This window comes from Thermasporomyces composti, assembly GCF_003386795.1.
In the GTDB taxonomy this organism is placed as follows: domain Bacteria; phylum Actinomycetota; class Actinomycetes; order Propionibacteriales; family Actinopolymorphaceae; genus Thermasporomyces; species Thermasporomyces composti.
Genome location: NZ_QTUC01000001.1, coordinates 610026 through 636437, shown reverse-complemented (window position 1 = coordinate 636437; position 26412 = coordinate 610026). Strand labels below are relative to the sequence as shown.

Below are 26412 nucleotides of genomic sequence, written 5' to 3'. Positions count from 1 at the left end.
CCATGACGCGCCTCCATCTGGTCCGCCACGGGCGGCCGCGCCCCGACGATCGGCGGGCGGCCGAGTGGCCGCTGGACCCCTCCGATGAGGGGGTGACGAAGCTCCGACGGTCCGGGGTGCTACCGGAGCGCGGCCGGTGGTTCTCCTCGCCCGAGCCGAAGGCCTTCGCGACCGCGCGGGCGCTCACCGACGGTGCGCTGGGTCTCGTGGACGGGCTCCGTGAGATGACGCGGCCGGCGCGGGCCTGGCTGGACACCGCGGAGTGGGCCGCGCTGGTCCGCCGTTCGATGACGGAGCCGGACACGCCGGCCGCGCCCGGCTGGGAGAGCGCCAGGGCGACCACGGAACGAGTCGTGGGTGTCGTGGCTCGGATCCGTGAGAGCTGTCCGGGCGAGGAGATCGTGCTGGTGGGCCACGGCACCGCGTGGACGCTGCTCGTCGCGGCCCTCACCGGGCGACCACCCGATCTGGAGGCGTGGGAGCGGCTTCGCTTGCCGGATCACTGCCTGCTCGAGGTCGGGGACGAGACGGCACGCGTCCTCGCGTCCTGGGGCTCCTGGGCGGACCGCGCCTGAGCTCGGTTCGGCACCGACGGACGGAGCGGACGCCTGGGCCTGGATGTGCTCCCGGCCATGACTCACCCCAGGACGGGGACGAAGCCGGTTCCCGGCTTGTAGTTGGGCGATTGGTGCCGGAAGTAGGTGTTGTAGACCTCGCAGTACTGGCCGCCCAGACGCATGAGGGTTGCGTGGTCGCCTTCCTCGACGATACGGCCCTCGCGGAGGACGATGATCCGGTCGGCGTGCTGGATGGTCGACAGGCGATGTGCGATCACGATCGACGTGCGGCCATGCAAGACGACGTCGAGTCCCTCCTGGATCTGCGCCTCGGTGAGCGGGTCGACGCTGGCCGTCGCCTCGTCGAGGATGACGATCGCGGGGTCCTGGATGAGCAGCCGGGCGAGCGCGACGAGCTGGCGCTGTCCCATCGACAAGGCGCGACCATGCTCACCCACCTTGGTGTCGAGTCCTTCGGGGAGCGCGTCCAGCCAGTCGCCGTTGCCGATGTGCTCGGCGGCCCGGCGCACTTCCTCGTCGGTCGCCTCCGGGCGGGGGTAGCGGATGTTGTCGGCGACGGTGCCGGAGAACAGGAACGGCACTTGGGGGACCACACCCAGCTGGCGGCGGTACTCGCGGAGGTCGAACGTGCGGATGTCGCGGCCGTCGATCTCGATCCGGCCACCTTGGAACTCGTAGAAGCGGGTGATCAGCTTGCCGAGGGTGGACTTCCCCGCGCCGGTGTGGCCGACGAGCGCCACCATCTCTCCGGCCTCGATGGTGAGGTCGAAGTTCTTGAGGACTGGCTGGGTCGGCACGTAGCCGAACGTGACGTCCTTGAACTCGATCCGCCCGGCGAGCCGACCGACGGGTCGCTCGTCGGTCTGGACGACCCGCGGTGTCGCGTCGATCAAGGCGAAGACGCGCTCGGCGGCCGAGAGGCCTTGCTGGAACTGGGACCAGAACGACGCGATGCTCGTGAGCGGCATCCAGAACAACCCGACCGCCTGCAGGAACAGGTACCAGTCCCCGGGTGAGACCGATCCGTCGAGCACCCGACGCCCGCCGGCGTAGACGAGCAGGACGGTGCCCAGGCCGGCGACGAGGAACAGCACCGGGAAGATGCCGCTGAAGACCATGCCCTGGCGCAGCGTCACCTGGTAGTTCTGCTCGTTGATGGGACGGAACTCGTCGTAGACGGTCTGCTCCTGGCGGAAGTTCTTCGCCACCGCGATGCCGCCCATCGTCTCCTGCACGTTGGAGTTGACGCGGGCGAGCGAACGTTGCGCCCGACGGGTGGTCTCGCGTGCGACCCGACGGAAACCGAGCGCCAGCCCCACGACGACCGGTGTGATCGCCAGCGTCATGAGAGCCAGGCCGACGTCACGCTGGAACAGCAGCGCTGTGATGAACCCCACGAGCAGCACCTGGCTGAGCAGGTTCATGGTCAGCGTCACGACGTTGGCGAAGTCGTCGGTGTCGGACGTGACCCGGCTGACGATCTTCCCCGAGGGGTTCTCGTCGTAGAACGACATGTCGCGCCGCAGGACGGCCGCGAAGGCGTCCTCCCGCAGCCGGAGCACGACGTCGCCGACGACGCGGGCGCTCAGACTCTGCCGGACGAAGTTCGTGACCCAGGCGAGCACGCCCGACAGCAGGATGAGCGTGACGAGCAGGGCGAGGAACTGGTTGGAGTCGTCGGCGACGAGCCGGTCGAGACCCCAGCTGATGACGACCGGCAGGACCGCCTGGAGCAACGAGGTGGCGACGATCATCACCGCGACCACCGCCATCGCCGGGAGCTTGGGGCGGAAGTAGCCCAAGATCCGCCGAAGCAGGTCGAGGTCGTTGTAGTGCCGGTCGTAGTCCTCGGCGTCGAGGCCGTCCAGGATGAAGCCCATCAGTGCTCCTCGCCGTCGTGGCTGTGCGCGGGCATGGCGAGCGCTTCCTCGGTGACCGTCCGGACCGCGCCGTTGGGTCCGTCGGCGTGCGGGTCCCGATGCTCGCGGTCGTGCCCGTCGAGGTGTCCACCGTCGAGTCGAGCGTGACCGTCCAGCCGCCTCGTGGTGTCGCGCGACACGACCCCGCCATCGGTGACTCCCAGGTCACCTGGTGCGAGGTCACCGTGAGTGAGGGAACCGTCGCCGGCGATGGGTGGTCGGCCTGCCGGTGCCGCGGTCGCGCCGGAGGTTCCGGAGGCGGGCGCCATCTCGTCGTAGTGCGCGAAGATGCGGCGGTAGAGCGGACAACGCTCGTACAGCTCCTCGTGGGTGCCTTGGTCGACGATCCGGCCACGCTGGAGGAGCAGGACCTTGTCGGCCCAGCGGATCTGCGCGAGCCGATGCGTGATGAGGAGGGTGGTGCGGCCGTGCAGGATGCGGCGAATGGCCCGCTGGATCTCGTCCTCGGTCGCGCTGTCGACGGCGCTGGTGGAGTCGTCGAGGATCAGGATGCTCGGGTCGGTGAGCAGCGCGCGAGCGATCGCGAGCCGCTGGCGCTGACCGCCGGACAGGGTCACCCCGCGCTCACCGATGACCGTGTCGTAGCCGTCCTCGAGCTCCTCGATGAAGCCGTGGGCCTGGGCATCCTTGGCGGCTCGCACGATGTCCTCGCGGCTCACCCGCTGACCGAGGCTGAAGGCGATGTTCTCGGCGATGGATCGTGAGAACAGCACGATGTCCTGCTCGATCGTGGAGATCTGCGACCGGAGCGCGTCGAGATCCCACTCGCGAACGTCGACCCCGTCGATGAGCACGCGCCCCTCGTCGACGTCGTAGATGCGGTTGACCAGCTTGGTGAGGGTGCTCTTGCCTGCCCCCGTCTCGCCCACGATGGCGATCGTCTGTCCGGGCTCCGCGCGGAAGGACACGTTGCGCAGCACTGGTTCCCCGCCGTACCCGAAGGAGACGTTCTCGAACACGATCTCCCCGCGCATGTGGCCGCGGTGACCGTGGGGGTTCTGGTCGAGCTCGGTCTCCTCCTCCATGATCGTCAGGATCCGGCGGGCGCTGACCAGCCCCATCTGCACCAGCGAGAAGCTGAAGATCGAGATGTGGGTCGGAAACGAGAGCATCCCCATGAGACCGAGGTAGGCGACCAGGTCGCCCAAGGTGATGGCGTCGTCGCGGTAGAGCAGCAGTCCGTGCAGGAGGGCGCCGGCGGTCGCCACCGCGAGGAGCAACGTCGGAAGGTAGCGCGCCTGCACCATCCCCTGACGGACGAAGTAGTCGCGGTAGGCGCGAGCGCTCGTCTCGAACCGGCGCTGTTCCTGGTCTTCTTGCGCGGTGACCTTGACGACCTCGATGCCGCGGACCGCTTCGTTGAGCCCAGCGTTGAGGTCGCCGAACTGCTCCCGCATGCGCGTCGAGACCGGGTTGAGCTGGCGCATGTAGTGGCGGATCGCGATCGCGAAGCCGACCGCGAAGAGGAGCGGAGAGGCCAGCAGGCGCGGGTCGATGAAGGCGATGAAGGCGAGTGGCACCAGGCCTTGCAGCATCGAGTCGACGATGAGATCGATGCCAGGCGAGAACATGTGGCCCAGCTGCCGGACGTCATTGGCGGTCCGGGCCATGAGATCGCCGACCCGTTGCCGGTTGTGGAACGTCTGGCTCTTGCCCAACAGGCTGGTGTAGAGCTCGTCGCGGGCGTCGCGTTCCATGCGCTTGGCGAGGACCTCGACGCTCAGCCGCGCGAGCAGGTCGAAGGCACCGCGGGCCAGCACGATCACCAGCAAGGCGACGGCGATCGCGGTGAGGGTTCTCGCGGTGTTCTCGTCCCTGGCGAGGACCGCGTCGAACGCCGCTCCGGTCAGGTGCGGAATGCTCGAGTTGAGCAGCACCATGAGCAGCGATCCGAGCAGGAAGCCCGCGACGTACCGACCGTTGCGGCGTTGGTGGGACAGGATCCACCGGATGGGGCCGCGTCGGTCGGTGGGGCGTTGGTCAGCGACCGTGAACTCTGACCTGCGCGTGGCCACGAGATGTTGCCTTCCACGAGACACAAGGGGGAAGCGCCGTACGTCTCGCCTGGCGCGAGAGACGCGAGACCTACCAGATGTAGCAAGCCTGGGGCTCGGCCGCCAGCCAATTTCCACGAGGCCTTGAACTGTCGATGGTCGCTGATAACGTCAGCACTTTTCTTTTTCGGAATTCGATCAACACGTCGAAATCGATCGGTCGCGTTCCGTCGCGCGCGTCGACGGACGGTGCCGGTGGTGTCGCGAAACGTGGCCCATCACTGGGAACCATCACTGGGCGGCTGCCCAGCCGTGCCAACGGGCGACGTCGATCCGGATGTAGGGACCGGTGGGCGGGTCGTCGCGGTACTGGGAGTACTTCGCCACGAGCAAGGCTCGAGGCTCGGCGACGTCGTCCGCGAGGATCCTGGCGGTGCCGTCGGCACGGACCCACCACAGCGTGCTCCAGTCCTCGTCGTAGTGGTCGACGAGGAGACTGACCCGAGGGTTCGCCGCGATGACGCGGAGGCGGCGCAGGTGTCGAGTGGTCTTGGGCTTCTGGTCCACCGCCGTGACGACCATGGAGCCGGAGACCGCGAACGTCACCACGACGAGGAAGGGCTGACCCGTCTCGTCGACCATCGCAAGGCGAGCGACCCGTCCGGTCGAGAACCGCCGGCGCGCCTCGTCCTCCGTCAAGCGCACGGCGGCACCTGTCCGGCACACCTCGCGCGGTGGCGGGCCGGCCGCCCGGGGTGGTGTCGCGGGCGCGGCGCGTCAAGCGTCATGCGCCGCAGACTAGGTCGCCACGACGCGGCCCGATGGGAGGCCCGGACGGGCGTCGTCACATCCACGACTCGCTGCTCGAGTCGCCGGACGCTACGACCAGCCTCGGGTGGTTCGGTCGAGGATGGCCGCGTGCGACACTGGACCCGCCATGCCTGTCGCTGACCTCGTCCTCGTTCCGCCGCGCCGCGGCAAGCCACCCCGGCACCTCGCCGACCTGGACGCCGCCGAGCGTCGGGAGGCGATGGTCGCCCTGGGAGAGCCCGCCTATCGAGCCCGGCAGCTGTCCACCCACTACTTCGCCCGATACGTCGAGGATCCGGGACGCATGACCGATCTCCCGGCGGCGGCTCGGGAGCGTCTGGTCCAGGAGTTCCTGCCACGCTTGCTCACCCCGGTTCGCACCGTCGCCTGCGACGGCGGCGCCACGGTGAAGACGGTCTGGCGCCTCTTCGACGGCGCGCTGGTGGAGAGCGTGCTCATGCGCTACCCGGCGACGATGGGCACCAACGGTCGGCTCCGGTCGGGACGGGTCACGATGTGCGTGTCCAGCCAGGCCGGGTGCGGGATGGCCTGTCCTTTTTGCGCCACCGGACAAGCGGGCCTGACCCGCAATCTCTCCACGGCCGAGATCGTCGGCCAAGTGGTGGCCGGGGCCCGAATGCTGGCGGCGGGTGAGGTCCCCGAGCCCGCGGGGGAGTCGACGGGGCAGCGTGGCCGCGACAGCGACGACGCGATCGTGCAGACGCCCACGCGGGTGACCAACGTCGTCTTCATGGGCATGGGTGAGCCACTCGCCAACTACCGGGCGCTTCTCGCCGCCGTCCGGCGCATCACCGATCCCGTCCCCGACGGTCTCGGCATCTCCCAGCGGTCCGTCACGGTGTCGACGGTGGGCCTGGTCCCCCGCATGCGCCAGCTCACGCGGGAAGGGCTGTCCGTCACCCTGGCCGTGTCCCTGCACGCACCAGACGACGAGCTCCGGGACCAGCTCGTCCCGGTCAACGCGCGCTGGAAGGTGGCGGAGGTTCTCGACGCCGCGTGGGAGTACGCCGAGCAGACCGGGCGGCGCGTGTCGATCGAGTACGCCCTGATCCGAGACGTCAACGACCAGTCCTGGCGGGCGGACCTCTTGGGACGGCTCCTCTCCGGCCGGCTCGCCCACGTGAACCTCATCCCGCTCAACCCGACGCCCGGCTCGACGTGGACGGCGTCCAGACCGAAGGACGAGCGGGAGTTCGTTCGTCGGCTCCGCGACCACGGCGTTCCGGTGACCGTGCGCGACACCCGCGGGCGGGAGATCGAAGGGGCCTGCGGGCAGCTCGCCGCCAAGGAGAGCGGCTCGTAGAGAGCGTCCGTCGCTACGAGCGCTCGCCATCGAGAACCAGCGCTCGCCTTCGGCGGATCGGCCGACGCGTACGCTGAACACCTGCTCGCCGACCTCCGCGAGGCGGTCGAACGACACAGGGACACGGAGGTCGGCGCGGAGCTCGACACCATGGCGCGGGGCCACTTCGCCCGAGCCATGCTCATGGCCTTCAGGTTCGCGATCGCCGAGCGACGAGAGGGTCCGCTGCCTCGTCATCGCCTCTACGGCTTGCAGGAGGCGATGATCCCCTTCTCGCCGACGGTGCCGACCTCCTCGCGAACTACGTCGCCCTCCCGTCGCCGATGCGCGACGCGGCGGAATCTCCGCCTGGACGAGGGCGTGCGTCCGGCGATCCGGAATGGAGGCCTTGTCCTCCCACTTCGTGGGCAGTGCCACGTTCGAGCTGGTCGACGGGGACCAGCTGATGGAGCTCCATCAGGAGCTGGCCGACGCGGCGAGCCGCCTGGAGCGGGTCGGGACACCCCCAGAGGGAGTTCCACGGCACGCCCACGACTGGTGGTTCTCCCAGGGTCAGCGTTAGCGCGGGGCGAGCCTCGTCGACGGGCTATGTCTGCCGTTCGAACCGCTCGGCATTGTGCTCGACGTGTCGTCGCTGGGCGTGCGGATCGCTGAGTGTAGGGGAGCGGATGGTGACCGGATGGAACCCTCCGCCGGAGCAGCGGTTCCTGGACGCCATGGGCGAAGGACATCACGTTGACCGTGCGCCTGCTGCTCGTCATGACGCTGTGGCTGCCGGTCACAATGGGAGGCTCCTACCTCGTCGTCCAGCGGGGTGACCGGAGGCTGGTGCGCTCGTACACCTCGCCGGAGCCGGTCAAAGCGGTCGACCGGCCGGACGTGGGTGTGAGCGCGGCGGTGCGTCGCGCGTCCGTGGACCTTGTCGAGTACTGGCCGTTTCCTCCACCGTGGGGCTCATCGTCAACCCCGACCGCGACCCCGAGACCCACGTCCCACCGCATCCTTCCCCCAAGGTGGAGGAGCTCGCCCAACGGATTCGGGTCGAGATGGTCCCGATGGCGCGCGACGCAAGCCCGTGACGCTGCCGCTGTCCTGCCTGACGATCTCCGGTTCGGACCCTCGTCGACGGCTTCGACGACGAGGGTCGCCCCGCGGATCCGCCCCGCGCGGCGGGTGATCACCGACCTGGAAGAGAAGCGAAGGATCCTGGACTACCTCCGGTCGGGAGCCGTCGTGCAGGCACACGCGGGCGGGGCCCCGGAGACGTTCGATCCAACTCGCGGCGAGGTCGTACCCGCCAGCACGCTAACCGCTGGCACCTGGGTGTGGCAGGAGGGCATGGTCTACTACCTGGACACGTACGGGCTCGCCTCGGAGCCGGAGTATGGATCATCGCCCGCGGCCGGCTACCAGTGCCCGGAGGTGCCGCAGAGTCGGCAAAGTTCGCTGGGCGTGCGTTGATGGATGGCAACGGCTCACGGCTGACCTGTACCGTCGGACGTCGCCGTAGGGTGTGGGTGGCTCCCGTGGGGGATGCGACGGTGTGGAATCGCCGGGAGTTTCAGTTCATCGACGCGTGCCAGGCGAAGGACCCTGAGCAGTGTGTACGCCTCCTGCTCGGCATGACCCTGTGGTTGCCGGTCATGGCGCCGAACAACGGGTACGTCGTCACCGAACGGGATGGCTACAAGCTGGTGCACACGTACACCTCACGGGAGCGTGCCGAATCGGTCGTGGTCCCGGGCGTGGACCTCAACGCGCCGGTGAGCCGACACTTCGTTGAACTCGTCGAGAGCTGGAAGAGCACCGAGTACGGCCTGGTGGTCAATCCCGACAGCGACAGCGAGCTGCACATCCTGCCGGAGGCCTTCCCCGATATCCGCAAGTTTGCCGAACAACATCGTGTCAAGCTGTTCGCGATAGCGCGGACTAGGGATCCCGTGACCCTGCCGGTGACCCAGGTCGGGGAGTTTCGGTTCGCCGCTCTCGCCGACGGCTTCGACGACGAGGGTCGTCCCGCGATCCTCCCTGCGCGGCGGATGATCATCGATCTGGAGGAGAAGGCGAAGATACGCGGTTATCTCCAGTCCGGAGCCGTGCTGCAGGCGGTCGCGGGTCGGGCGCAGGACATGTTCGACCCGGATCGCGGCGAGGTCGTACCCGCCAGCACTCTGACGGATGGCATTTGGGTGTGGCAGGAGGGCATGGTCTACTACCTCGAGAAGTACGGGCTCGCCCCGGAACCGGAGTTCCTGAACCACATCGTCGCGGCGGGTTACCGGTGTCCCGAGGTGCCTTCGAGTCGGCTGGAGGCGGCAGGGCGGGCCTTGATGGAGTGGCAGCGTGCCACGGCCAAGCTCTACCGCCGCAGTCGCGCAAGCCGGACGCTGACCCGCATCGCGGCGACGGACGAGTTCGTCCCGCCCGCGTCACGCTGGCTCGGGCAGATCGTCAGGTTCGAGCCTCCCTTGCTGCGCACCAGGTATCCGTACGGGGTGTACGTGAACCTGCGCGGCTGCGTGGACTGGATTCCATACGCGCGAGCCATCGTGGAGCTTCCAGAGGCGGACGAGGCGTTGACCGCCGACGAGCTCCGTGTGCTCGATGTGCTGACCGCGAACGCGGTCATGGTCGAGGCTCAGGATCCGCTCTGGGCCGGCACGGCCGGCAGCCTCGCGACCCCGGATGGCTGGTTGTGGCGGCACCTTCCGTACAGCCGGCAGGTGGCCTTGGTTCCCGCGGAGCTCGCGGTCGCGTTTCGGCACGCGGGTGGGATCGCGACTCGACTCACGCCGCATCCCGGCCGGGGCGTCTCGATGTGCGGGACCGAGCCCGTCGGTTTCGAGCCGGTTCCGGAGCAGGCCGAGGTGGATGTCGACCGGCTGGAGACGTCTCTCGGTGTGCCGGTCCCAGAGCCGTACCGAGACTTCCTGATCGCCACGGGCGGAGGTCGACCGACCAGGCCAGCGGTGCACCCGGATTTCGGGTTCGTGGTGGACCAGACCTTCCTGCACGCCGCCCGTGGCAGGAGGAATCTATTGAACAACCTCAGGTACCTGCGCCCGTTCCTCGGCGACCGATTCACCAACGACTTCCTGGGCATCGCGCGCGTCCAGGGCGGCATGCTCGCGCTCCGACTCACCGACCCAGACGCCGGGTCGGTGTGGTTCTGGGACGCTGACGACTTCCACGATGACGACCGCTACGACGCCGTGATCGTGTGTCGTGACCTGTTGCGGCGGTGCGCGGACAGCTTCGACGTGTTCCTGCGGCAGCTCGTGCCCGTCCCGGAGTGGCTGTGTGAGGTGGCGCGCTCGGCGGTGACCTCCGGCGCGGCAACGGTCGTTCGCGATGACGACATGGGAAAGGCGCTGCCGGCCAAGGACCGACCATCCACGTCGAGGTCGTGACGAGCAGCGCTCAGCGTCGGAAGCGCGTGACAAGAGCAGTCGCGGCAGGCCAGGGGCGGACGTGAAGCGGAGCAGCCAGAAGGCGGAAGAGCTCAAGTTCCTCGACGCCCGTAAGGCGAAGGAGTGCACGCAGTGCTACGGCTTCCGGAGCGGCGCTGCAGGCACCGCGGGTTTGGCGCGAGACGTGTTCGACCCGGATCGGGGGAAGGTGGTGCCGGCCAACACTCTCACGGACGGCACGTGGGTATGGCAGGACGGCATGGGGTACTACCTCGGCAAGGACGGTCTCGCCCCGGAGCCGCGTTCTCGAACCACATCGTCGCGGTGGGTTATCAGTGTCCCGAGGTGCCGCCGAGCCGTCTGAACTCAGGGCGCGTGTTGATGGAGTGGCAACGCGCCACGGCGAGCCTCTACCGCCGGGCTCAGGCGAAGGTCGGGAATCGCGGTGAGCTCCGACCACCGCCGCGTACGAGGACGTCAGCGTCCTGTCGCCTCCCCCTTGTCATTGGCGCGTCCCAGGCTCGCCGCGGTGGTCGGGCTGTGGTCGCTTCGGTCCGTCGCGCAGTGGGTCATAGAGGATGGCGACGGGTGCGTCCCAGGTGAACCGGTCGGAGCGGAACGTGGTCGTCTCGGCCTGAGGCTTGTCGGTGTCGTCAGTACGCTCGGGACGGTCGCACTGGGGATCGGCTGGCTGCTGTCCCATGGTGGCCTCCTTTGCCTCGAGCGGGAGAATACCGGTCTCAGAGCCTTGGGCTGATCGACATCGTGGCTGATGGGGAGATGACAGCGCGACCTACGTCGGCCGGGGGACACTAGGTGAGCGTCCATGTCGAGTGACGCGTCTGTCGATCCCGACCTCGCGCTGTCCGGAGGCTCGACGCCGCTCGTTTCGCGGCGCTGGTGAACGACCACGCCGGCGCGCGGCTCACCCTGCTCGGCCCCGCGCCCGGTGGCCAGGTTGTGCCGCCTACGTTCGCTGGCCCGACGGTCGGGAGGGTGTTCTCACCTTGCTTCCGGGCGGTCATGGAGCGCGGGCGCGGCAGGTTGGCGAGGTGCTGAACCTCGCCCGACAGCGGGGGCTGCCGGTGCCGGCGTACGACCTGGTGGCCGAGGTGCCCGACGCCACCGCGATCGTGCAGGAGCGCCTGCCTGGATCGCCGCCGTCCCGAGTCGACCGACGCCTGGTCGAGGAGATGGTGGCGCTCCACGAACGCTTCGCTGGGCTGCTCGCCGGGCGGACCGACGTCGAGGTCCCCGACCTCTACCTGCGAGCCAGTGGGCCGGGGTTCTGCCTGCACCGGCCCCTGGAGCTGCACAGCGCACGAAGCCGGCGACTGCTCGCGTGGGTGAGGGACGTCGGTGCGGCGTCGGATGCCGTGATGTCCGGTGCCGACCTGGTCCACCTCGACTACCACGGGGAACGTGCTGTCGACGCGTCGGGAGCGATCACCGGCGTGGTCGACTGGGACGGCATCGGTCGAGGCGACCGGCGGTTCGCGCTGGTGACGTTGCGCTTCGCCCTGAGCGAGCCGGGTCGGGACGAGACGCTCGCGCGCTGGGTGGACGGACTGGTGGACGATCTCCTCGACCCGGCGACCCGCCGGGTGTCCTGGGCGCACATGAGCCTGCGGATGGCCGACTGGGCGATCCGCCACTTCGGCCCAGGCGACGTCGACCACTGGCTCGACGTCGCCGAGGCCGGCATGGACCGCTGACCTGGCGGATGCCTAGGCCGGCAGCTCGACGCCGCGCAGCAGGCCGTCCTGGTCGGCGGTGATGAGCAGGTCGCCGACGAGAGCGGGCGTGCTGAACGTGTTGCCCGGGCCGAGCTGGCGCTGGTGGCGCACCTCGCCGGTCGCGAGGTCGATCCCGCTGAGGAGCCCGGTCGCGGCGACGATCCAGACCTGGCCCTTGCGCAGGACCGGCCCGGCGTTGAACACGCGCACGCCGAGCTCGGTGACCCACGTCGCCGTCCCGCTCGCCGGGTCGACCAGCTGGGCCTTGCCCCACTCGTCCACGAGAAGCAGGCCCTGGTCGGTGAGCCGCGCCGGCGGGTAGAGGAAACCGCCGGATGCCGACCACCGCTGGGACCCGGTGGCTCGGTCGAGCGCGGTGGCGGTGCTCACGGTGGAGAAGAGCACCGCGCCGTCCGGGAGCAGTGTCACCACGTCGTCCCACGGACCGTAGAGCAGGCGTCCGTGCGGGTCCTCGCGGGTCGTCATCGACACCGACCAGACGAGCGCGCCGTTGGCGGCGTCGAACGCGTACGCGTTGCCGTCGCCGCTTCCGGCGTAGACGCGTTCGCCGTCGCACGCCGGCCGGCCGGCGAACAACCCGTGCAGGTCGGCTGACCAGCGGATCCGAACGGCCCGAGGGTCGATGGCGTAGAGCGTGGTGCCGGCGGTGACGAACACGGTCTCCGTCTCGTCGACCGTTGTGACGAGCGGGCTGCTGAGCACCGGTCCAGCCAGCCGCAGTCGCTGCTGAACCTGACCTGTCCCGGCGTCGAGGACGTACAGGTGGTGGTCGGCCGAGGGAACCACGAGCCTCGCGCCGTCGAGGGTGAACGCCGGGCCGCGATAGACGGGTCCGACGTGCGACCGCCACACCACCCGGCGACGACGTCGCTCGGGACGGAACGCCTCGACGTGCCCCTTCGTCGTGGCGGCCACGACCAGGCCGTCCCGCTCGGCCAAGGCGCCCTGGATGGAGCCGGTCATCCGGGCCTGCCACCGCTCGACCGGCGCGGGGCCGGTCGACGAGATCGTGAACAGCTCGGTGGCGTCGTAGCTCGCGCCACGCTCGTCAGCGACGCGCACCTGGAGCCGGTGCACGCCCGCAGCCATCGCGTCAGCGTCGACCGTTCCCCGCCAACCCTGGGGCGTCGGCGTCAGCTCCACCCAGCTGCCGGCGTTCCCGCCGCCGAACACATGCTGCGGATACACCTGGGCGCGCACCGACGCCGCGGTCGAGGAGCCGCGAAGGCGGACGGTGACCGGGATCTTGCCGGTCGGTGCGGGAGCGCCGACGTCGATCCGGACCGGACGGAGATGCTGGTCCTCGTCCCGACCCGTCAGCGGGATCGTCGTCACCTCACGCCGAGTCTCGGTGCCGTCCTCCGCGACCGTGACCATCCAGACCCGGAGGACGGTGTGCTGGGCGTCGTCGCCACGCTCGACCCAGTAGTAGTTCGCGCCGTTCCTGACCGCGGGACCGGCGAGCTGGGTGAAGCCGTTGGTCCGAACGACGTGCTCCCGGTGGATGTGCCCGGCGAACACCGCGCGGACCGGCAGGTGCGCGATCGTCTCGAAGAACGCGTCCTGGTCGTTGACGTAGTAGTGCTCCGACCCGAGCGGATAGTGGAGGAAGAGCACGCTCGGACCGGCCGTGCGCAGGTCGGCGGCGAGCCAGTCCAACAGCTCCCGTCCGAAGTGGCCCGGCTCCTGCAGCGTCTGGGTCGGGTCCAGTCCGACCAGGTGCAGGCCGCCGACGTCCCACGAGTAGGGAGTCGGCCCGAACAGCCGGTGGTAGAGCTGCTTGGCGTTGACGTCCCAGCGAACCTCGTGGTTGCCGGGGACGTGTCGGATCCGGCCGCGCAGCGAGTCGGGAATCGTCGACAGGTACGCGGCGTACTCGTCCTCCCCGCTGTGGTCGGTGATGTCCCCGCAGTTGAGGACGAAGGTCGGCGAGGCCGAGGCGATGGACGCGAACGTCCGCCGCAGGATGTCCAGGCGTGCTGGCTCCGTGGGCGTGGCGTGCGTGTCGGTGACGACCGCGAACGACAACGACTGACCGCCTGCCGGCGGCGCGGCGCGGCTTGCCCGGGTCGCCGTCCGGCTGTCCGCGAGCGCGGGCCCGATGGCGTGAAGACCGCCGACGGCGCCGACCGCGCCGGCACCAGCCAGAGTGAGCAGGCGCCGCCGGCCGAGCGAGGACCGAGATCCCTGACCTGCTGAGCCTGGAGCGGTGGACTGGCTGAGTGGCGGGCCACTCGTCTCGGGCATGACAGCCTCCTCCGTCCTGACGTGAGAGCGCCGTCCTGCCGTGGGCCGCCCGTGTGGGCGCTCGAGCAGGACGTGCGGGCAGGGAGAGTAGCGGGCGGCGATCACGCCTGGGCGTCCGCTCGGTGAAAAGGACCCAAAGCGGTCAGGTCACTGGTCGTCGGCGAGCTGCAGCTGACGCAGCCGGCGCAGCGGCATGACGTACCACAGGAGGACGAAGACGGTCGCGACGCACACCGTCAGCACGACAGCGACGAACCGGTTGACCGCGAGGTCGAAGACCAGCAGGACCGAGGCGACGATCGCGAGGAACAGCGCCACCATGCCGCCGCGGGCCAGCCGGTCGGAGACGCGCACCACCTCCGGCTTCAGGCCGCGGGCGAAGAGCGTGCGGTGGTAGGCCACCGGCGCCATCAGCAGTGCGGTCGCCGTACAACACAGCACGAGGGCGATCAGGTACGTCACGTGAGTGAAGCCCGAGGCGGCGGCGAACCTCGGCTGGATCGCGAGGATCAGCATGAAGCCGAAGAGGATCTGGACGACCGTCTGCAGCACACGCAGCTCGGCCAGCAGTTCCTGGAAGTTGCGGTCCGCGCGTTGGAACGGGGTCTCGCGCCGGGCCTCCATGACCGCGCGCTCGTGACTCCTCGCCATCCCTGCATCATGCCCCGTGGCGATGGTGGGGGTCTCCGCGGGTCGGCCCACCGGGCGAGCCGGGCGTAGCGGACGGGTCGGGCATCGCGGTCGCATGCCCGGCCGCGGCCGGCGAGGGGGCGTGCGCCGGGCGCCTCGCCCCGATCGAGACAATGGCCAGCGGCTGAGCACGCCCCCGTCGACGATGGAACGGGTACTGGAGAGGGCCGGGACGCTCGCGGTGCCCCGAAGCGACCCGCCTGCCCGCCCGACGAGGCTCGACGAAACGACGAGGAACGGACCATGAGCACCCAGGTGAGTGACTCCACCACGGGCGGCTCCGGCGCGCGCGCTTCCAGCTCGGGCCAGGAGTACGTCCTCACCCTGTCCTGCATGGACCGGCTCGGCATCGTCCACGCGGTGTCGGGCTTCCTCGCCGAGCGAGGTTGCAACATCGTCGACAGCCAGCAGTTCAGCGACCCGATCAACGGGCGCTTCTTCATGCGGGTCCACGTGCAGGCCGGCCGTGAGGTCACCCTGGAACGGCTTCAGGCGGAGTTCGCGCCCGTGGGTGCGGCCTGGGGCATGGAGTGGCAGCTGCACGACCTCGCCGTCCGCCAGCGGATCCTGGTGCTGGTCTCCAAGCAGGACCACTGCCTGAACGACCTGCTGTACCGCTGCCGGGTGGGCGCGATCCCAGGCGACATCGTGGCGGTCGTCTCCAACCACCCCAACGCGGGGCCCATGGTGGAGTCGGTCGGGTTGCCCTTCTACCACTTCCCGGTCACCCCGGAGACCAAGCGGGAGCAGGAGGAGAAGATCCTCAGGATCGTCGAGGAGTACCAGGTCGACCTCGTGGTCCTCGCCCGCTACATGCAGGTGCTGTCGAAGGAGATGTGCGAGAAGCTGGTCGGCCGGGCGATCAACATCCACCACTCGTTCCTGCCCAGCTTCGCTGGCGCGCGTCCGTACCACCAGGCCTACGAGCGCGGCGTCAAGCTCATCGGTGCCACCGCCCACTACGTGACGGAGGAGCTCGATGAGGGGCCTATCATCGAGCAGGAGGTCGCCCGCGTCGACCACTCGTTGACGCCCGCCAAGCTCGCGGCCGTCGGACGTGACCTCGAGTGTCTCGCGCTCGCCCGGGCGGTCACCTGGCACCTCGAACATCGCGTCATCCTCAACGGGACAAGGACGGTGGTCTTCCGGTGACCGACACCGCGCGGATCCTGGACGGCAAGGCGACCGCGGCGGAGATCCGGGCGGATCTCGCCGAGCGGGTGAAGGCCCTCCGCGCCCGGGGCGTCACGCCGGGCCTCGGCACCATCCTGGTGGGCGACGACCCGGGCAGCCAGGCCTACGTCCGCGGCAAGCACCGCGACTGCGCGAAGGTTGGGATCGAGAGCATCCGCGTCGACCTACCCGCGACCGCGACCCAGGAGGACGTGGAGGCGGCGGTCGACCGGCTCAACGACGACCCGGCTTGCACGGGCTACATCGTCCAGCTGCCCTTGCCTCCGCACCTGGACGCCGACCGCGTCCTGGCCCGGATCGACCCGCGCAAGGACGCCGACGGCCTGCACCCGGTCAACCTGGGCTGGCTCGTCCACGGTCATCCCGCCCCGCTGCCGTGCACGCCGCGCGGGATCGTCGAGCTGCTCCGCCGGTACGACGTTCCGATCGCCGGCGCGGAGGTGTGCGTGATCGGCCGCGGCATCACCGTCGGTCGGCCGCTCGGCCTGCTGCTGTCCCGTCGGTCGGAGAACGCCACGGTCACGTTGTGCCACACCGGCACCAAGGACCTCGCCGCCCACGTGCGTCGGGCGGACATCGTCGTGGCCGCGGCCGGTGTGCCGCACCTCGTCACTCCGGATATGGTCCGGCCGGGCGCGGCGGTGCTCGACGTAGGGATCACCCGCACCGACGACGGCCTCGTGGGCGACGTCCACCCCGATGTCCGCGAGGTCGCCGGCTGGCTGGCGCCGATGCCGGGCGGCGTGGGTCCGATGACGCGGGCGATGCTGCTCACGAACGTCGTGGAGGCGGCCGAGGCGGCGGTCGCCTGACCGAGGTCCGCCGCTCGGCCCCCTCGAGGATCGGTCACTGGTTGAGGAGCGCGGGCGCGAGGGTGCGGAGCTCGGGGAGCCCGAGCCCACCCGCGGCGGGCAGCGGCTGGATGAGCACGGCGTCCGCGCCGGCGTCGAGGTGCTCCTTCACCCGCGCCTGAACCTGCTCGACGTCACCCCACGCCACGATGGCGTCGACGAGCCGGTCGCTCCCGCCGTCGCGGAGGTCGTCCTCGCCGAATCCCAGCGTGCGCAGGTTGTTGAGGTAGTTGGGCAGCTGCAGGTACCGGTGGGTGTGGGCCCGGGCGACCTCGCGTGCCTTCGTCGGGTCGGTCTCCAGCACCACCGCCTGCTCGGGGAGTAGCAGCGGCCCGGAGCCCAGGATCTCCCGAGCGCGCGCCGTGTGCGCGGGAGGCACGAAGTACGGGTGGGCGCCGTCGGCACGGTCGCGGGCGAGCTCGAGCATCTTCGGCCGGAGTGCGGCGAGAACGGTCGGCACCGGCTCGTCGGACGTGTACGCCTGGTAGGTCGCGCGGGCGAGCTCGTCGAGGTACGACCGCATCTTGGCGAGTGGGCGTTCGTAGCGGTGCCCACGCAGCTCGACGGACGGCAGGTGACTCACTCCGAGACCCAGCACGAACCGACCAGGGAACGCCTCACCGAGGGTGAGCGCGGCGGCGTTCGTCGCCGCGGCGTCCCGACCCCACACGTTGGCGATGCCGGTGCCGACGATCAGGTTCCGGGTCGCCGCGAGCAGCAGGGAGGCGTGCACGAACGGCTCCTTGCTGACCGGTGAGTCGGCGATCCACAACGAGCCGTAGCCGAGGCTCTCGATCTCGGTCGCCGCCTCCCGCGCCTTCGCCGTCGAGACGCCGCTCAGCGCCCCGAGCCAGACACCGACCCGGCCCAGGCGCTGCCGGGTGGCCCTCGTGTCGACTGCCATGAAGCTCTCCTCCCAAGGACTGTCCGCCCACCGGTAACCGCGGCGGCGTTCGCCCCATTCCGTACCCGTCAGAGTCTCCGGAGAGGTTTCGCCGGAACATCCCGACCGTCCTGCGCCGTCGGCGGGCCTGAATCGTCCGGCCGACCGCGTGTGGCGGCCCGGCGAGCGACCCAGGTCCCCCGGGTGGGGGAGACTGGTGCTCATGCGCGAGGTCGTCCTGCTCGGCTCCACCGGCTCCATCGGCACCCAGGCCATCGACGTCATCCAACGCAATCCCGACCGCTTCCGGGTGGTCGGCCTCGGCGCGGGTGGCGGTCAGGTGGAGCTGCTCGCCCGCCAGGCACTCGACCTGCGGGTCGACGTCGTGGCGGTGGCCAAGGCGAGCGTGGTCCAGGACCTGCAGCTGGCGTTCTACGCCGAGGCGCAGCGGCAGGGGTACGCCAAGGGGCAGTTCAAGATTCCCAAGATCCTCGCCGGCCCGGACGCGGCGGCCGAGCTCGCGGCCTGGCCGTGCGACGTCGTGCTCAACGGCATGACCGGCTCGGTGGGACTCGCCCCGACCCTGTCCGCGCTCGAGGCGGGCCGTACTGTCGCGCTCGCCAACAAGGAGTCGCTCATCGCGGGCGGTCCGCTGGTGAGAGCGGTGGCGAAGCCCGGCCAGCTCGTGCCGGTCGACTCCGAGCACACCGCCTTGGCCCAGTGCTTGCGGGGCGGCAGCCGAGCGGAGGTCCGTCGCCTCATCCTGACGGCGAGCGGTGGGCCGTTCCGCGGTCGCCGACGGGAGGAGCTCGCGGACGTCACGCCGGAGGAGGCGCTGGCCCACCCCACCTGGTCCATGGGCCCGGTCATCACGATCAACTCCGCGACCCTGGTCAACAAGGGTCTGGAGGTCATCGAGGCGCACGAGCTGTTCGACATCGGCTACGACCGGATCGACGTCGTGGTCCACCCGCAGTCGATCGTGCACTCGATGGTGGAGTTCTGTGACGGCTCGACGCTGGTCCAGGCCAGCCCGCCGGACATGCGCCTGCCGATCGCCCTCGCACTCGGGTGGCCGGACCGGATCCCCGACGCCGCGCCCGCGTGTGACTGGTCACGGCCGGCCGCCTGGCACTTCGAGCCGCTCGACGACGAGGCCTTCCCGGCCGTCCAGCTCGCTCGGGAAGCAGGCCGGCGGGGCGGTCTCGCACCCGCCGTCTACAACGCGGCCAACGAGGAGTGCGTCGCCGCGTTCATCGACCGTCAGCTGCCGTTCCTGGGCATCGTCGACACGATCGCTCAGGTTCTCGAGGAGTACGCTCAGCAGTCGACGCCTGACCCATCGGATCCGCTGACCCTCGCCGACGTGGTGGAGGCGGAGACGTGGGCACGCACCCGCGCGAGAGAGATCATGGGGGCTGCTGACGTGGCCGTGACGGACGGGGAGGGCCGCTCCTGATGGACCTGATCGCGATCTTCGGTGCGGTCGTCTTCTTCGTCGGCGTCCTCGCCTCCATAGCCCTGCACGAGGTCGGGCACATGGTCCCGGCCAAGCTCTTCGACGTCCGGGTCACCCAGTACATGGTCGGCTTCGGTCCGACGCTGTGGTCGCGTCGACGAGGCGAGACGGAGTACGGGGTCAAGGCCATCCCGCTGGGCGGCTACGTCCGCATGATCGGCATGTTCCCACCGGCGAAGGACGGGCGCTTGCGGCGGTCGAGCACCGGTCCGTTCCAGACGCTGATCGAGGAGGCACGCGCCGTTGCCGCTGAGGAGGTCCGGCCAGGTGAGGAGCACCGCCTCTTCTACCGCAAGAAGTGGTGGCAGAAGCTCATCATCATGGTCGGCGGCCCGCTGATGAACGTCCTGCTGGCCGTGATCTTGTTCTCCATCGTCTTCATGGGCTTCGGCGTCAACGAGCCCAAGCCGATCGTCGCGCAGGTGCCGGACTGCGTCATCCCGGCGACCGAGCAGCGCACCTGCCGGCCCGATGACCCGGTGGCGCCGGCCAAGCAGGCGGGCATTCGTCCCGGTGACACGATCGTCGCGTTCAACGGCTCGCCCGTCACCTCCTGGGAGCAGCTCTCGGAGCTGATCCGCCAGGCCGGCGCCGGACCGGCCACGGTCGTCGTCGAGCGCGACGGGCGACGCCTGACCCTCCGGCCGACCCTCATCGCCGCGGAACGTCCCAAACCCACCAACATGTCCAAGACCGAGACGGTGGGGTTCCTCGGCATCAGCCCTCGAATCGTCCACGAGCGCAAGGACCTGCCCGCCGTCGTCGGCGAGATGGGCCGGCTCACCGCGGCGACCGCGCACGCCCTGGTCCACGTCCCCGAGCGGATGGTCGGTGTCGTCGAAGCCGCGTTCGGCGGGGAGCGCGCGCAGGACAGCCCCATGAGCATCATCGGCGCCAGCCGGGTGGCCGGTCAGATCGCCACCCTCGAGGCGCCCGTGTCGAGCCGGGTCGCGAGCTTCGTCCAGTGGCTGGCGGCGCTCAACCTCTTCGTCGCGCTGTTCAACTTCATCCCGCTGCTGCCCCTGGACGGCGGGCACATCGCGGGGGCGCTGTGGGAGGCTCTCCGCCGATGGATCGCGCGGCTGCTGCGCAGGCCCGACCCAGGCTACGTGGACGTGGCCCGAGCCCTGCCGTTGGCCTACGCGGTCGCCAGCGTGATCGTGGTCATGGGCGTGTTGTTGATCTACGCCGACATCGTGAACCCCGTGCGACTGTGACGGTGACGAGCCGGCGGGTAACTGAACCGGGTGCGCCTGACCGGCTCGATTGGGGGCAGGATGGGACACTGACGGTCGACCGATCCGGTCGACGGGTTGGTTCGACCTGACGAAGGCTCTGGACGTGAAGGACACAAGGTGACACGCGTCGATCTCGGACTGCCCTCCGCGCCGCCGCCCACGCTCGCCCCGCGCCGCAAGACGCGGCAGATCCGGGTGGGGAAGGTCCTGGTCGGTGGGGACGCGCCCATCTCGGTGCAGTCCATGACGACCACGCCCACCACCGACGTCAACGCGACCCTCCAGCAGATCGCCGAGCTCACCGCCGCCGGCTGCGACATCGTGCGCGTGGCGGTGCCGAGCCAGGACGACGCCGAGGCGTTGCCGGCGATCGCCAAGAAGTCGCCGATCCCGGTGATCGCCGACATCCACTTCCAGCCGAAGTACGTCTTCGCCGCCATCGACGCCGGCTGCGCGGGCGTGCGGGTCAACCCGGGCAACATCAAGAAGTTCGACGACAAGGTGGCCGAGATCGCCCGCGCCGCCTCCGAGGCCGGCGTGTCGATCCGGATCGGCGTCAACGCCGGGTCGCTCGACCCGCGGCTGCTTCGCAAGTACGGCAAGCCCACCGCGGAGGCTCTGGTGGAGTCCGCCCTGTGGGAGGCGAGCCTGTTCGAGGAGCACGGGTTCCGCGACTTCAAGATCTCGGTCAAGCACCACGACCCCGTGGTGATGGTCCGCGCCTACGAGATGCTCGCCGAACGGTGCGACTACCCGCTCCACCTCGGCGTCACCGAGGCAGGTCCGGCTTTCCAGGGCACGATCAAGTCGGCCGTGGCGTTCGGGGCTCTCCTGTCGAAGGGCATCGGCGACACGATCAGGGTCTCGCTGTCCGCCCCTCCGGTGGAGGAGGTCAAGGTCGGCGTCAAGATCTTGGAGTCGCTCAACCTTCGGCCCCGGAAGCTCGAGATCGTCTCCTGCCCGTCGTGCGGTCGGGCGCAGGTTGACGTCTTCAAGCTCGCCGACGAGGTGACGGCTGGCCTGGAGGGCATGGACGTGCCGCTCCGGGTCGCCGTCATGGGCTGTGTGGTCAATGGCCCCGGGGAGGCCCGGGAGGCCGACCTCGGTGTCGCGTCGGGGAACGGCAAGGGGCAGATCTTCATCAAGGGCGAGGTCGTCCGGACCGTCCCGGAGAGCGAGATCGTCCCGACGTTGATCGACGAAGCGCGACGCCTTGCTCACGAAATGAAGGCATCGGGTATACCGTCAGGATCGCCGACGGTTGAGGTGCGCTAGGCGGAACGCCGCGCCGACCCACCCTGAGGAGGCGGGATGCTCCAGACCACCGATCAGGTCCGGCTCCTTCGGGGAAGTGATCTGACCGCGATCCGACGGATCCTGGACGCCGACCCGGCCGTCAACGCCTTCGTCGACGCTCGCGTCCGGGCCGCCGGCTTCGACCCGCGCCGAATGGGCGCCCAGCTGTGGGGCTACGAGGAACGGGGCGAGCTGGTCTCCCTGTGCTATGCCGGCGCCAACCTCGTCCCCGTGGGCGCCACCCGCGCGGCGGCGCTCGCCTTCGCCGAGCGGGCGCTGCAGCACGGCCGCACCTGCTCCTCGGTGTGGGGCCCCCGAGACGCGGTCGCCACCATCTGGCAGGTCCTGGAGCCGGTGTGGGGACGCGCGCGCGGGGTCCGAGCCGTCCAGCCGTTCCTGACCATGCGCTCCCAACCGAAGATCGCGCCGGATCCGCGCGTGCGGCGGGTCAGGATGGACGAGCTGGACGCGCTCTACGAGGCCAGCGTGGCGTTCTTCACCGAGGAGCTGGGGGTCTCGCCGGAGGAACGCGACGGCGGCAGCTACTACCGGGCCCGGGTCGCCGACCTCATCCGGCGCGGGTACGCCTTCGCGCGGTTCGAGAACGGCGAGGTGGTCGCCAAGGCCGAGATCGGGATAGCGACGCCCCGAGCGTTCCAGGTCCAGGGAGTCTGGGTTCGGCCCGACCGCCGTGGCGAGGGGCTGGCGGCTCCCTGCGTCGCGGCGGTGGTCTCCGCCGGCCTGCGCGAGGTGGCGCCCGTAGCCTCCCTGTACGTCAACGACTTCAATATTCCGGCTCGCCGCGCCTATGCTCGCGTGGGCTTCACGCAGACGGCGACCTTCATGACCGTGCTGTTCTAGCCCGGCATCCGCCCGTGCCGCTCCGCGTCGGCGTCGCGGCGAGGAACGGAAGGGGGCCTGACATGGCAGGCGGCGCCTGGCAGTTCTGGATCGACCGGGGAGGCACGTTCACCGACGTTGTGGCGCGCGCGCCGGATGGGCACCTGGTCACTCACAAGCTCCTGTCAGACAACCCCGCGCGATACGCTGACGCCGCGCTCGCCGGCATCCGCCACGTCCTCGGGCTCAACCCCACCGATCCGATTCCTGCGGACCGTATCGCCTCGGTGCGCATGGGCACGACCGTGGCGACCAACGCGCTCCTGGAGCGCAAGGGCGAACGCACGCTCTTGGTCATCACCAAGGGTTTCGGCGACGCGCTCCGCATCGGCTACCAGGACCGACCCCGCATCTTCGACCGGCAGATCGTGCTGCCGGAGATGCTGTACGAGCGCGTCATCGAGGTCGACGAGCGGATCACCGCCGAGGGCACCGTCCTTCGCCAACCCGACCTTGACATGCTCGCGGAGCAGCTGCGGGAGGCGTACGCGGACGGCATCCGTGCGGTCGCGGTGGTCTGCCTCCACAGCCACCTCTATCCCGCGCACGAGGAGGCGATCGGCAAGGTCGCCGAGCAGGTCGGGTTCACCCAGGTGTCGCTGTCGAGCCGGGTCAGCCCGCTCATGAAGCTCGTGCCGCGCGGCGACACGACGGTGGTCGACGCCTACCTGTCGCCGATCCTGCGCCGGTACGTCGAGCGCGTCGCGGCGGAGCTCGACGGCGTCCGGCTGCTGTTCATGCAGTCGAACGGTGGCCTGGCCGAGGCGCGGCACTTCCGCGGCAAGGACGCGATCCTGTCCGGACCGGCGGGCGGCATCGTCGGCATGGTGCGGATGTCGCAGCTCGCCGGCTACGAGAAGGTCATCGGCTTCGACATGGGCGGCACCTCCACCGACGTGTCGCACTACGCCGGCTCCTACGAGCGGGTGTTCCACACCCAGGTGGCCGGCGTCCGGTTGCGCGCCCCGATGCTCGACATCCACACCGTCGCCGCCGGGGGCGGGTCGATCCTCCACTTCGACGGCAGCCGGTACCGCGTGGGCCCGGACTCCGCCGGTGCGGACCCCGGCCCGGCCTGCTACCGCAACGGCGGGCCGCTCACGGTCACCGACGCCAACGTCATGCTCGGTCGGATTCAAGCCGAGTACTTTCCGCGTGTCTTCGGCCCGCACGGCGACCAACCCCTCGACGTGGAGGTGGTGCGGCGTCGGTTCGCCGAACTAGCTCGGGAGATCTCCGAGGCGACGGGCGACGACCGGTCACCGGAGGAGGTGGCCCAGGGCTACCTCGACATCGCCGTCGCGAACATGGCGAACGCGGTCAAGAAGATCTCCGTCCAGAAGGGCCACGACGTCACCGACTACGTCCTCACGACATTCGGTGGCGCTGGTGGCCAGCACGCGTGCGCGGTCGCGGAGTCGCTGGGCGTCCGCACGGTGCTGGTGCCGCCGATGGCGGGCGTGTTGTCCGCCCTGGGGATCGGGCTGGCCGACGTGACCGCGATGCGCGAACAGTCCGTCGAGTGTCGGCTCAACGCCGACGCGATGGGACGGATCACCGAGGTGGCGAGCACGCTCGCGGAGACCACCCGAGCGGAGCTCCTCGACCAGGGTGTGCCGCCCGAGCGGATCCGAGTGATCCGGCGCGCTCACCTGCGCTACGAGGGCACGGACACGGCCATCCCCGTGGAGCTCGCCGAGATCGATCGCATGGTGGCGGAGTTCGAGGCCGCCTACCGGCGGACCTACTCGTTCCTCATGGATCGGCCGCTGGTCGTCGAGGCGGTGTCGGTCGAGGCGGTGGGGCTCACCGAGCAGCCGGAGCTTCCCCGTCTGGACGAAGCCACGGGTCCTGCGACGCCTGCCGCCTCGGTGCCGATGTACGTCGAGGGCGGCTGGCGAGACGTGCCGCTGTACCGGCGGGAGGACCTCCGACCGTCGCACACGGTGACTGGCCCGGCGATCATCACCGAGGCCAACGCGACGACGGTCGTCGATCGTGGCTGGGTCGCCAGCGTCACCGAGTACGGCCACCTCAAGGTGGAGCACGTCCGCGCCCGCACCGGCGCGGGACGGGTGAGCACCGAGGTCGATCCGGTCCTGCTGGAGATCTTCAACAACCTCTTCATGTCCGTCGCCGAGCAGATGGGTGTCCGGCTGGCCGCGACGGCTCAGTCGGTCAACATCAAGGAGCGGCTGGACTTCTCGTGCGCGCTCTTCGATCCCGAGGGGAACCTCATCGCCAACGCGCCGCACATGCCGGTGCACCTCGGCTCGATGGGGGCGAGCGTGCAGGAGGTCATCCGCCGCCGACGGGGGCGGATGCGGCCGGGTGACGTCTACGCCGTCAACGACCCCTACCACGGCGGAACCCACCTGCCCGACATCACGGTCATCACACCGGTCTTCGACGACGCGGGGACAAGGGTGCTCTTCTTCGTCGCGTCGCGTGGCCACCACGCCGAGCTCGGCGGGCTCACCCCGGGCTCGATGCCCGCGTTGAGCCGCACGGTGCACGAGGAAGGCGTCCTCTTCGACAACTGGTTGCTCGTCGACGGCGGGGCACCCGGGGGACCACGCTTCCGCGAGGAGGAGACGCTCCGCCTGCTCACCGAGTCGCCGTACCCCTCCCGGAACCCGGCGATGAACATCGCCGACCTGCGGGCCCAGATCGCCGCGAGCGAGAAGGGTGTCGAAGAGGTCCGGAAGATGATCGACCACTTCGGCCTGGACGTCGTCCAGGCCTACATGGGGCACGTCCTCGACAACGCCGAGGAGGCCGTCCGCCGGGTCATCGACCGCCTGGAGGGCGGCTCCTACAGCTACGAGATGGACTCCGGGGCCCGGATCGTGGTGCGGGTGAGCGTCGACAAGGTCCAGCGAACCGCCACGATCGACTTCACCGGCACGTCTCCTCAGCTGGAGACCAACTTCAACGCGCCGGCCTCGGTCACCAAGGCGGCGGCGCTGTACGTCTTCCGAACCCTCGTCGACGACGACATCCCGCTCAACGACGGCTGTCTGCGTCCGCTGCGCATCATCGTGCCGGAGGGGTCGATGCTTGCTCCTCGCTACCCGGCCGCGGTCGTGGCCGGGAACGTCGAGACCTCCCAGGCCGTGACGGGAGCCCTCTACGCCGCTCTGGGTGTCCAGGCGGAGGGCTCGGGGACGATGAACAACGTCACGTTCGGCAACGAGCGGCACCAGTACTACGAGACGATCGGGTCGGGCTCTGGCGCCGGTGACGGCTTCGATGGTGTCGCCGTGGTGCAGACCCACATGACGAACTCCCGCCTGACCGACCCGGAGGTGCTCGAGTGGCGAGTGCCGGTGTTCGTGGACAGCTTCGCGATCCGTCGGGGCAGCGGGGGCGCCGGCCGCTGGCGAGGCGGTGACGGCGCGGTCCGCCGACTGCGCTTCCGTGAGCCGATGACGGTGAGCACGCTGTCGAGCCACCGCAGAGTCCCGCCGTACGGCATGGCGGGTGGCGCGCCCGGTGCGCTGGGCAGGAACCGGATCGAGCGGGCTGACGGGACTGTCGTCGAGCTCGCCGGCGCCGACTCCGCGCACGTCGAACCCGGCGACGTTCTGGTGATCGAGACGCCGGGTGGTGGCGGGTACGGCCGGCCCGAGTGAGGGCTGGAGACGTCGTCTCGCGGATCCGGGATCGGTTCGGCCGGCCCGACGAGCGTCCGTGATCACGGACGGCTTCGCCAGTCGACACCGATCTGAGAGTGGGACCGATCTGAGAGTGGGACCGATCTGAGAGTGGGAGGGCGCGG

General features: G+C 69.9%; 22 protein-coding genes. 15 read left to right on the top strand and 7 right to left on the bottom strand.

Annotated features, from left to right (window positions below; translation table 11 throughout):
- Positions 1–2 precede the first annotated feature (2 nt).
- A complete protein-coding gene (locus DFJ64_RS02730) occupies positions 3–575 on the top strand; it encodes a histidine phosphatase family protein (RefSeq protein ID WP_115849010.1) in 573 nt (190 codons plus the stop codon).
- 62 nt (positions 576–637) lie between these two features.
- Here the strand turns inward: DFJ64_RS02730 and DFJ64_RS02725 are convergent, their stop codons facing one another.
- The 3 genes from DFJ64_RS02725 to DFJ64_RS02715 form a co-directional block, all read right to left on the bottom strand.
- Positions 638–2458 (bottom strand): ABC transporter ATP-binding protein, encoded by a 1821-nt coding sequence (locus DFJ64_RS02725; protein WP_115849009.1) that lies wholly within the window; start codon positions 2456–2458, stop codon positions 638–640.
- Positions 2458–4533: an ABC transporter ATP-binding protein gene (locus DFJ64_RS02720; RefSeq protein WP_245940918.1), complete on the bottom strand. Its 2076-nt coding sequence runs from the start codon at positions 4531–4533 to the stop codon at positions 2458–2460. Before DFJ64_RS02720 ends, DFJ64_RS02725 begins: the two co-directional genes overlap by 1 nt.
- Before the next feature lie 270 nt (positions 4534–4803).
- A complete protein-coding gene (locus DFJ64_RS02715) occupies positions 4804–5217 on the bottom strand; it encodes a TIGR03668 family PPOX class F420-dependent oxidoreductase (protein WP_115849008.1) in 414 nt (137 codons plus the stop codon).
- Positions 5218–5422: 205 nt separating this feature from the next.
- On the opposite strand from DFJ64_RS02715, the gene rlmN reads away from it, so the two are divergent.
- The 6 genes from rlmN to DFJ64_RS02690 all read left to right on the top strand — a co-directional run bounded on the left by rlmN (position 5423) and on the right by DFJ64_RS02690 (position 10420).
- Positions 5423–6646: a dual-specificity RNA methyltransferase RlmN gene (gene rlmN, locus DFJ64_RS02710; protein ID WP_425452157.1), complete on the top strand. Its 1224-nt coding sequence runs from the start codon at positions 5423–5425 to the stop codon at positions 6644–6646.
- Positions 6647–7049: 403 nt separating this feature from the next.
- Complete coding sequence (locus DFJ64_RS19330) at positions 7050–7208, top strand: hypothetical protein (RefSeq protein WP_170152473.1); 159 nt, start codon at positions 7050–7052, stop codon at positions 7206–7208.
- 385 nt (positions 7209–7593) lie between these two features.
- Positions 7594–7725: a hypothetical protein gene (locus DFJ64_RS20045; RefSeq protein ID WP_281268479.1), complete on the top strand. Its 132-nt coding sequence runs from the start codon at positions 7594–7596 to the stop codon at positions 7723–7725.
- 94 nt (positions 7726–7819) lie between these two features.
- Positions 7820–8107 (top strand): hypothetical protein, encoded by a 288-nt coding sequence (locus DFJ64_RS02700; RefSeq protein WP_115849005.1) that lies wholly within the window; start codon positions 7820–7822, stop codon positions 8105–8107.
- A gap of 65 nt (positions 8108–8172) precedes the next feature.
- The gene (locus DFJ64_RS02695) at positions 8173–10056 is read left to right on the top strand and encodes an SMI1/KNR4 family protein (protein ID WP_147304570.1); all 1884 of its coding nucleotides are present in this window, start codon (positions 8173–8175) and stop codon (positions 10054–10056) included.
- 61 nt (positions 10057–10117) lie between these two features.
- Positions 10118–10420 (top strand): hypothetical protein, encoded by a 303-nt coding sequence (locus DFJ64_RS02690; RefSeq protein ID WP_115849003.1) that lies wholly within the window; start codon positions 10118–10120, stop codon positions 10418–10420.
- Positions 10421–10558: 138 nt separating this feature from the next.
- On the opposite strand, the gene DFJ64_RS02685 is transcribed toward DFJ64_RS02690, so the two are convergent.
- Positions 10559–10759, bottom strand: coding sequence for a hypothetical protein (locus DFJ64_RS02685; RefSeq protein WP_115849002.1), 201 nt, complete (start codon positions 10757–10759; stop codon positions 10559–10561).
- A 130-nt stretch (positions 10760–10889) separates the two neighbouring features.
- Between DFJ64_RS02685 and DFJ64_RS02680 the strand changes: the two genes are divergently transcribed.
- Positions 10890–11771, top strand: coding sequence for a phosphotransferase (locus DFJ64_RS02680; RefSeq protein ID WP_115849001.1), 882 nt, complete (start codon positions 10890–10892; stop codon positions 11769–11771).
- A gap of 12 nt (positions 11772–11783) precedes the next feature.
- Here the strand turns inward: DFJ64_RS02680 and DFJ64_RS02675 are convergent, their stop codons facing one another.
- On the bottom strand, positions 11784–14060 hold the full coding sequence (locus DFJ64_RS02675) for an outer membrane protein assembly factor BamB family protein (RefSeq protein WP_115849000.1): 2277 nt from the start codon (positions 14058–14060) through the stop codon (positions 11784–11786).
- A 147-nt stretch (positions 14061–14207) separates the two neighbouring features.
- On the bottom strand, positions 14208–14711 hold the full coding sequence (locus DFJ64_RS02670) for a DUF6328 family protein (RefSeq protein ID WP_147304569.1): 504 nt from the start codon (positions 14709–14711) through the stop codon (positions 14208–14210).
- A gap of 282 nt (positions 14712–14993) precedes the next feature.
- Here DFJ64_RS02670 and purU point away from each other — a divergent pair, with 282 nt between their 5' ends.
- Together purU and DFJ64_RS02660 are read left to right on the top strand one after the other, a co-directional pair.
- Positions 14994–15902, top strand: a complete 909-nt coding sequence (purU, locus tag DFJ64_RS02665) for a formyltetrahydrofolate deformylase (RefSeq protein WP_115848998.1) — start codon at positions 14994–14996, stop codon at positions 15900–15902.
- Positions 15899–16756 (top strand): bifunctional methylenetetrahydrofolate dehydrogenase/methenyltetrahydrofolate cyclohydrolase, encoded by an 858-nt coding sequence (locus DFJ64_RS02660; RefSeq protein WP_115848997.1) that lies wholly within the window; start codon positions 15899–15901, stop codon positions 16754–16756. Before purU ends, DFJ64_RS02660 begins: the two co-directional genes overlap by 4 nt.
- A gap of 34 nt (positions 16757–16790) precedes the next feature.
- On the opposite strand, the gene DFJ64_RS02655 is transcribed toward DFJ64_RS02660, so the two are convergent.
- A complete protein-coding gene (locus DFJ64_RS02655) occupies positions 16791–17699 on the bottom strand; it encodes a TIGR03620 family F420-dependent LLM class oxidoreductase (protein ID WP_115848996.1) in 909 nt (302 codons plus the stop codon).
- 202 nt (positions 17700–17901) lie between these two features.
- Between DFJ64_RS02655 and dxr the strand changes: the two genes are divergently transcribed.
- The 5 genes from dxr (at position 17902) to DFJ64_RS02630 (ending at position 26266) form a co-directional block, all read left to right on the top strand.
- Positions 17902–19137: a 1-deoxy-D-xylulose-5-phosphate reductoisomerase gene (gene dxr, locus DFJ64_RS02650; protein WP_115851772.1), complete on the top strand. Its 1236-nt coding sequence runs from the start codon at positions 17902–17904 to the stop codon at positions 19135–19137.
- Positions 19137–20414 (top strand): M50 family metallopeptidase, encoded by a 1278-nt coding sequence (locus DFJ64_RS02645; RefSeq protein ID WP_115848995.1) that lies wholly within the window; start codon positions 19137–19139, stop codon positions 20412–20414. The genes dxr and DFJ64_RS02645 overlap by 1 nt, the downstream gene beginning before the upstream one ends.
- 138 nt (positions 20415–20552) lie before the next feature.
- The gene (gene ispG, locus DFJ64_RS02640) at positions 20553–21710 is read left to right on the top strand and encodes a flavodoxin-dependent (E)-4-hydroxy-3-methylbut-2-enyl-diphosphate synthase (protein WP_115848994.1); all 1158 of its coding nucleotides are present in this window, start codon (positions 20553–20555) and stop codon (positions 21708–21710) included.
- A 36-nt stretch (positions 21711–21746) separates the two neighbouring features.
- Positions 21747–22592 carry a GNAT family N-acetyltransferase gene (locus DFJ64_RS02635; RefSeq protein WP_115848993.1) on the top strand — a complete coding sequence of 282 codons (846 nt, stop codon included), beginning with the start codon at positions 21747–21749 and terminating at the stop codon, positions 22590–22592.
- Between the two features lie 62 nt (positions 22593–22654).
- Positions 22655–26266 (top strand): hydantoinase B/oxoprolinase family protein, encoded by a 3612-nt coding sequence (locus tag DFJ64_RS02630; RefSeq protein WP_115848992.1) that lies wholly within the window; start codon positions 22655–22657, stop codon positions 26264–26266.
- Positions 26267–26412: the final 146 nt, after the last annotated feature.

What these genes read in the sequence shown, in the direction of transcription:
- DFJ64_RS02730 (WP_115849010.1), top strand. Translation starts at nt 3, where the DNA reads ATGACGCGCCTCCATCTGGTCCGCCACGGGCGGCCGCGCCCCGACGAT.
- DFJ64_RS02725 (WP_115849009.1), bottom strand. Translation starts at nt 2,458, where the DNA reads ATGGGCTTCATCCTGGACGGCCTCGACGCCGAGGACTACGACCGGCAC.
- rlmN (WP_425452157.1), top strand. Translation starts at nt 5,423, where the DNA reads ATGGCCGCGTGCGACACTGGACCCGCCATGCCTGTCGCTGACCTCGTC.
- DFJ64_RS02685 (WP_115849002.1), bottom strand. Translation starts at nt 10,759, where the DNA reads ATGGGACAGCAGCCAGCCGATCCCCAGTGCGACCGTCCCGAGCGTACT.
- DFJ64_RS02675 (WP_115849000.1), bottom strand. Translation starts at nt 14,060, where the DNA reads ATGCCCGAGACGAGTGGCCCGCCACTCAGCCAGTCCACCGCTCCAGGC.
- DFJ64_RS02670 (WP_147304569.1), bottom strand. Translation starts at nt 14,711, where the DNA reads ATGGCGAGGAGTCACGAGCGCGCGGTCATGGAGGCCCGGCGCGAGACC.
- purU (WP_115848998.1), top strand. Translation starts at nt 14,994, where the DNA reads ATGAGCACCCAGGTGAGTGACTCCACCACGGGCGGCTCCGGCGCGCGC.
- DFJ64_RS02655 (WP_115848996.1), bottom strand. Translation starts at nt 17,699, where the DNA reads ATGGCAGTCGACACGAGGGCCACCCGGCAGCGCCTGGGCCGGGTCGGT.
- dxr (WP_115851772.1), top strand. Translation starts at nt 17,902, where the DNA reads ATGCGCGAGGTCGTCCTGCTCGGCTCCACCGGCTCCATCGGCACCCAG.
- DFJ64_RS02645 (WP_115848995.1), top strand. Translation starts at nt 19,137, where the DNA reads ATGGACCTGATCGCGATCTTCGGTGCGGTCGTCTTCTTCGTCGGCGTC.
- DFJ64_RS02635 (WP_115848993.1), top strand. Translation starts at nt 21,747, where the DNA reads ATGCTCCAGACCACCGATCAGGTCCGGCTCCTTCGGGGAAGTGATCTG.
- DFJ64_RS02630 (WP_115848992.1), top strand. Translation starts at nt 22,655, where the DNA reads ATGGCAGGCGGCGCCTGGCAGTTCTGGATCGACCGGGGAGGCACGTTC.